We start from the raw sequence: 6,384 nt of genomic DNA, 5'->3' as shown, positions 1-6,384 counted from the left end.
GCACCAGCGCGCGGGCCACCAGCATCAGGCGCAACTGGCCCTGCGACATGGCGGGCACCTTGACGTCCAGCAGGTGGGCGGCCCCCAGGCGGCGGGCAAGGTCGCGCGCGGCGGCCATGCGTTCCGCGCCGGGGTCTTCGTAGAGCAGGGGGGTGTCGAAATAGCCGGTGAGCAGCAATTCCTCGCCGGTGAGCAGCCAGCCCTGGCGCATGTAGCGTTCCTGCTGGGCAGAGGACACGCTGGCGCACAGGGCGCGCCCGGTCAGCGGAGAGGTTTCGCCAGCGGATGTTGCTCCGGGGGGCGTTTCTCCGGGCGACGCGGGCGCGCCGCCGCTCTCGGGCGGGTACCAGGTCATCTGGCCGCCGTCTATCTGGTCGGGCCGGGCGGTGCCGCGCACCACGCGCAACAGGGTGGACTTGCCCGCGCCGTTGCGACCGAACACGGCCCAGCATTCCCCGGCGCGCAGGATCCAGCTTGCGCCGTCCAGGGCGCGGCGCCCGCCGAAGCTGACGCGGACGTTGTCCAGCACCGCCAGCGGGGCGGCACGTTCGGCATGGTGCGAAGGTGTGGTGATCATGATGATTGAGGATACTGGGAGAAATGGAAGGTGGTGCAACAAGGGCCGGGAACAACGGCGCGTCGCTAGAACGGTCGCTGATGCATCACACCTTTCCGAAACCACACGCTGTGCGTGTAGCCGAAGCGGCGGGCGTATTCCTCCAACTGGTCGAAGCCCCAGGCCACGGTGGAGGTGCAGTGCGCGTCCGAGCCGAAGGTGATGGGCAGTCCCAGTTCGCGGGCCATCTCCATGATGGCGGGGCAGGGGTAGATTTCCTTGCACAGCTTGCGCAGCCCGGCAGATGATATTTCCATGGCCATGCCCGCCGCGCGCAGGGTGGCCAGCGCGTCGCGCACCCGCTGGCGCGATTCCGGGCGGTCCAGCCATTCGTGAAAGGCATCCACTGCGAATATCTTGATGATGTCCGGGTGGGCGGCGATGTTGAACATGCCCGATGCCCCCATGCGGCGCAGGCTGTCGAAGTAGCGCTCGAAGGCGTCGTTGGCCTGTTCCGGCGCAAGACCCTTCCAGTCGTCCACGGTGCAGTCGAAGCCCCAGGTGCCCAGAAAGTGGATGCCCCCGATGATGTAGTCGAACGGGTAGCGGTGGATGGTTTCCGCCGTGAAGGGTTCTTGCCCGGGCAGCCAGTCCATCTCCAGGCCCAGCAGCACGGTCTTGTCGTCCTGCCGTGCATCGGCAAGGGCGCGCACCTCGTCCACGTAGCGGGGAAAGCCCGCCGTCAGCTTTTCGCGGTAGTCCTTGGGATAGGAATAGGCGAGGGGACGGGGCGAGTGTTCGGAAAAGCCGAAGACTTCCATGCCGCGATCCATGGCGGTGGCGAACATTTCCTCCACGGAGGCCTGCCCGTGGGAGTGCTTGGTGTGGGTGTGCAGATCGACGGTGATCACGGCGGTGTGTCCATGGCCGCCCCGTGGTGGCGGGGCGGGTTGCGATGAAGGCTGACCGGTGCTGCTGACCGGTGCGGCGCGGGCGGGCTGTGTGGACCGTATGGACCGCATGGGCCGCCTGGATCGGGCTGGCTGTGTGGCGGCTCCTATTCCTTGGGACGTTCCATGACCCGCACGAAGGCGTTGCGCACGGATTCGACGATCTGGTCGTCGCGCACCGGGTCTCGCAGCACGATGGTGCCGGTCTGGGCGTAGCGCGGGGTCAGGTTGTTCAGCGCCAGCGCGTAGATGTCCTGAATGTCCTTGGGGTCGGGGGTGTACACCGGGGGCTCGCGCAGCACCTGTTCGATGGCCTTGATGACCCGCAGTTCGTTGCGGTTGCGGATGTCGGTCAGGTCGATGTCGCCGATGCGGTACTTCTCGCTTCTGGGCGCCATGGGCGGGCCTCCTCGGGTGGGTGGGGATGGATGTCCGGGCGTAAGCGCGGGGTTCGCCGTGCGTGCGGCATGCGCGCCCCGAAGAACATAGCAACGGCGCGGGCTGGTCGCAAGCGCGCGAGGCCTTTGGTGCAATGTGAAACCGCCGCCCCTTCGGCCCGTGCGGGCGAAAGGGCGGCGGCATGCGTTCGATGCGGCGGTGAATGGAGACGGCGCGTGCCGATGGAAAGCCCGGGAATGGTGCGGCACGGGCAATCCGCCTTTCGGCTTCTGTCGTGTTCCGCCGGCGTTCCCCGTTATTCCCCGCCCTTCAGGCGGCGTCGGATTTCCTTGGCCGCCCTGCGTCCCGCGCCCATGGCCAGGATGACCGTGGCCGCGCCGGTAACGATGTCGCCCCCCGCGAACACGTTGGGGATGGAGGTTTCGCCGGTTTCCTCGTCCACCTCGATGTAGCCGCGCCTGCTCAGCGTGAGCTGCGGCGTGGCTTCCAGCAGGATGGGGTTGGGCCGGGTGCCCACGGCAATGACGGCAAGGTCGGTGGGCAGATCGTAGGTGTCGCCTTCCACAGGCACCGGGCTGCGGCGGCCCGAAGCATCCGGCTCGCCAAGCTGCATGCGTTGCAGGGTGACGCCGGTCAGGCGGCCCATCTCGTCGCCGTGGAAGGCCACCGGGTTGGCCAGCAGTTCAAGGATCACGCCTTCTTCCTCGGCGTGTTCCAGTTCCTCGTGCCGGGCGGGCAGTTCGTCGCGGGTGCGGCGGTAGACGATGCGCACCGATTCCGCGCCCAGGCGCAGCGCCGTGCGCGCTGCGTCCATGGCCACGTTGCCGCCGCCGTACACGGTCACGTTGCGGCCCTGGTAGACCGGGGTGTCGTAGTCGGGGAAGGCGTAGGCTCGGCCAAGGTTGACGCGGGTAAGGTATTCGTTGGCGGAAAAAACGCCGGTCAGGTTCTCGCCGGGCACGCCGAGAAAGCGCGGCAGCCCCGCGCCCACGCCGATGAACACGGCGCGGTAGCCTTCGGCGAACAGGTCATCCACCGAAAAGGTGCGTCCGCCCACCCAGTTGGTGACGAAGTCCACTTCCTGGGTGCGCAGGGCCTGCACTTCCTTTTCCACGATGGCCGATTTCGGCAGGCGGAATTCGGGAATGCCGTACACCAGCACCCCGCCCACCTCGTGCAGGGCCTCGAACACGGTCACCTTGATCCCGCGCGCGGAAAGGTACCCCGCCACGGTCAGGCTGGCCGGGCCGCTGCCGATGCAGGCCACGCGCAACTCCGGGTCCACCGCCGGGCAGGTCAGTTTTGCGGAAAGATGGTCGCAGGCGTCGAGGGCCATGTAGGTGTCGGCCACGTAGCGTTCCAGGCGGCCTATGGCCACGGGCTGGCCCTTGGCGTTCAGCACGCAGGCGCCTTCGCACTGGTTTTCCTGCGGGCATACCCGCCCGCACACGCCGGGAAGGCTGTTGGTCGACTTGATGGTGCGGTAGGCGCCTTCCAGGTCGCCCTTGGCAAGTTGGCCGATGAAGTCCCTGATGGGCACTTCCACGGGGCAGCCCTTGACGCACTTGGGGTTCTTGCATTGCAGGCAGCGTCGTGCCTCTTCCGTGGCCATCTGCTGCGTGTAGCCCAGGGCCACTTCCTCGAAGTTGCGGATGCGCTCCCCGGCCGGCTGGCAGGGCATGTCCACGCGCGGGGCGATCTTCCGGCCCCCGGCGGGCTTGCGTTCGGCGGTGGCGGTCATGGTCTTACTTCTCCCCCGCGCAGGTACACTTGCAGTGGTGGTCGTACGATAACTTCTCCTGCGGCTTGAAGGCGGCAAGGCGCTGGCGCAGTTCGTTGAAGTCCACCTTGTGGCCGTCGAATTCCGGGCCGTCCACGCAGGCGAAACGGGTTTCGCCGCCCACGCTCACGCGGCACGCGCCGCACATGCCGATGCCGTCCACCATGATGGAGTTCAGGCTGACCGTGGTCTTCACGCCGAAGGGCTCGGTGGTTTTGGCCACTGCCGCCATCATGGGCACGGGGCCCACGGCCACCACCTCGGACACGGTCTTGTCCGTTTCCAGCCGCTGGCGCAGCAGATCGGTGACCAGGCCCTTGTGGCCGAAGCTGCCGTCGTCGGTGGACACCAGCACTTCGGGGCAGAAGGACGAAAGTTCGTCGTAAAACAGCAGCAGGTCCTTGCTGCGGGCGCCGATGACGGCCACCACATGGTTGCCCGCCTTGTGGTGCCCCTTGGCTATGTGGTGCATGGCCGCGATGCCCGTGCCGCCGCCCACGCAGATGACCGTGCCCGCCTTTTCGATGTGGGTGGGCCTGCCCAGCGGGCCGCACAGGTCGAGAATGGAATCGCCCGCGTCCAGGGTTTCCAGCAGGGCGGTGGACTTGCCCATGACCAGATAGACGATGGTGATGGTGCCGCGTTCGGGATCGGCGTCGGCGATGGTGAGCGGGATGCGTTCGCCCTTTTCGCAGACGCGCAGGATGACGAAATTGCCCGGCTGCGCCTTTTTGGCGATGTGCGGCGCGTCGATGACCAGCTTGCTGGTCTGGCCGGGTATCAGGCGCTCTTTTTCCAGTATCTTGCAGGGCATGCGCGTGCTTCCTTTCTTGCGGGGATTGGCTGCCTGCCCGGCGTTGCGGCGGGGTGCCGCAGTATGCGTGCAGGCACGGACCGCGCCGGGACGGACGACGGTTGCCGGGGCGACCGGGGAAAACGGTCGCAACCGGTTGAACGGTCAGCGACCTTCGTAAGTTCTGCGCCCGCTCAATGCAAGAAAAATGCGGGTTGCACGGGCGCCGGGACGCATGTAAATTAGTGTATCGCTCCTGTGAACGCGCCGGACTGGCGGGGCCGCCCGCAAACGTACCGGCAAAGCCCGGCACGCGCCGGGCCGTATCGTGATTCTGCATCGGGCCTGGTATCGGGCAAGGACACGGCAGTCAGGGAATCGGCCATGGACATCGGCGACGCAACCTCGTCACGCGGCCTTGCCGCGTACAGCCGCGCACTCACCCGCGATGCGGGCGATGCGCTGGGGCTGCTTTCCGCCAAGCGTACGAAGACGGCCTTTTCCCTCGGCCCGCTGACGGTCAGCTACGAAACGGAAACCGCCCCCACGGCACAGGATGCCGCCGTACAGGCCGCCGGATCGCTGCACCGCATGCGGGCGTTCAATTTTGCCGACAGCCTGCAAACGCAGCAGTTGCTGGCCGAATTGACGACCCGTCAAAGTGCGCCGGACGGCGGTTTCGGTGCCGCGACCCCGCTTGGCGCCACCCCGGATGCCGTTGCCGGGGGCGCTTCCCCGGCCCCAAGTGCATTGCCCGGAGAGGCAAGCCCCACCCGTACCCCCGCAGCCGGCGCCCGCGCCTATGCCCGCTCCGCTTCCCTCGTGCATGGCACGCCCATGATCCAGACCGCCGTATAAGCCCGCCCGCCACCGTTCATCTTTTGGGGACCTGCCTCTTGCCGTCCTGCCTTGTCGGCGTTTTGGCGCTGCCGTTTCGGGTGTGGTCGTGTTTGTTTGCAATTGACATTCGTTATCACTTGAGTGACAACGGCCTCCGGGCGACTTTCCGTGCCAGAGGCCGTTCCCGTATCCGGGGCGTGCGCGCGCTACATCCGAAAGCCCAGCACGGACGCGCAGTTCCGGGCCGGTGCCCCGGCAGCCGGGTCGTTGGCTTGCAGTCGCTCCCACATCCGGTTCTGCACGGCCCACCAGTCGAAGTCGGGCGCAACCTCGCGGGTGCGCTGCACGGCACCGCACAGCCCGGCCCAGTCCGGTGCGGGCACGGCCAGCAGTTCCAGCAGGTGGTCGCGTATCAGTCGATGCAGCCCGTACCGCTGCCGGGGAGACGGTTGCAGTGAACGCAGCAGTTCCAGCCCTTGCCGCCACGCACCCTCACTGGGGGGGGCGCCGACGGAAAGGTTGGACGCCGGGGCTTCCGTCACCAGCGCCAGCCCCAGTTGCGGGGCCAGGTCGGCCCACAGGTGACTGGCGGCCATGTCGTGCTGTGCCTCTTCCCACGGGTCCACAAGGGCCAGAGCCTGACGCGCCAGCGCGGCGCGCCGGGGAGCCCGGGTCCGATCCTCTCCGTGCAGCAGGGCCAGCAACAGGGCCTGGCGGGCGTTCAGCGGAAGGTCGGCCATGGACAGGGATGCTGCGGGCGCGTCGGGTTTCGTTGCCGGACGCACCGTCACCCGCGAGGCGCGGGCGGACGTGGACGGTCCCGGCGGATGCCAGATGAAGCGCACGGTGCGGCCTTCCGTCTCCAGCGGCAGGCGCAGGGCTGCGGTGCCGGTGACAAGGGTGGTGCCGGCCCCGCCAGGCGTGCCCTGCGCGTTCGGGGTGTCATGTACGTCATGTGCGTGCAGGGCGTCATGGGCACCTAAGGCATCCAGGGTCACGTCCACCTCGGCGCCCGGCCAGGCCCGGGTTGCCGTGGTGCCCGGCGCGGGCAGGCCGTGTTCCGCGC

Annotated in this window: 6 protein-coding genes and 1 pseudogene; 1 reads left to right on the top strand and 6 read right to left on the bottom strand. The window is 67.8% G+C overall.

The features are described 5' to 3' along the window. The 5 genes from FVW20_RS05380 to FVW20_RS05360 all read right to left on the bottom strand — a co-directional run. A partial coding sequence (locus tag FVW20_RS05380; protein WP_196608615.1) for an ATP-binding cassette domain-containing protein occupies positions 1–577 on the bottom strand: 577 nt, incomplete at its 3' end. Positions 578–642: 65 nt separating this feature from the next. Next, positions 643–1,467, bottom strand: coding sequence for a histidinol-phosphatase (locus FVW20_RS05375; RefSeq protein WP_196608614.1), 825 nt, complete (start codon positions 1,465–1,467; stop codon positions 643–645). Between the two features lie 146 nt (positions 1,468–1,613). Next, positions 1,614–1,904 carry a late competence development ComFB family protein gene (locus tag FVW20_RS05370; protein ID WP_012612085.1) on the bottom strand — a complete coding sequence of 97 codons (291 nt, stop codon included), beginning with the start codon at positions 1,902–1,904 and terminating at the stop codon, positions 1,614–1,616. Between the two features lie 296 nt (positions 1,905–2,200). Beyond that, entirely contained in the window at positions 2,201–3,646 is a 1,446-nt protein-coding gene (gene gltA / locus FVW20_RS05365) for an NADPH-dependent glutamate synthase (RefSeq protein ID WP_196608613.1), read from the bottom strand. Between the two features lie 4 nt (positions 3,647–3,650). Continuing rightward, positions 3,651–4,499, bottom strand: a complete 849-nt coding sequence (locus FVW20_RS05360) for a sulfide/dihydroorotate dehydrogenase-like FAD/NAD-binding protein (RefSeq protein WP_196608612.1) — start codon at positions 4,497–4,499, stop codon at positions 3,651–3,653. Positions 4,500–4,862: 363 nt separating this feature from the next. Between FVW20_RS05360 and FVW20_RS05355 the strand changes: the two genes are divergently transcribed. After that, complete coding sequence (locus tag FVW20_RS05355; protein ID WP_196608611.1) at positions 4,863–5,336, top strand: hypothetical protein; 474 nt, start codon at positions 4,863–4,865, stop codon at positions 5,334–5,336. Positions 5,337–5,524: 188 nt separating this feature from the next. Here the strand turns inward: FVW20_RS05355 and FVW20_RS05350 are convergent. Then, positions 5,525–6,384: pseudogene (locus FVW20_RS05350) on the bottom strand (DUF3536 domain-containing protein); the annotation flags it as partial.

This window comes from Nitratidesulfovibrio oxamicus (assembly GCF_015731765.1).
Classification (GTDB): Bacteria; Desulfobacterota; Desulfovibrionia; order Desulfovibrionales; family Desulfovibrionaceae; genus Cupidesulfovibrio; species Cupidesulfovibrio oxamicus.
Note: the sequence above shows the minus strand (reverse complement) of the source record. Positions and strands in the feature narration are given on the sequence as shown.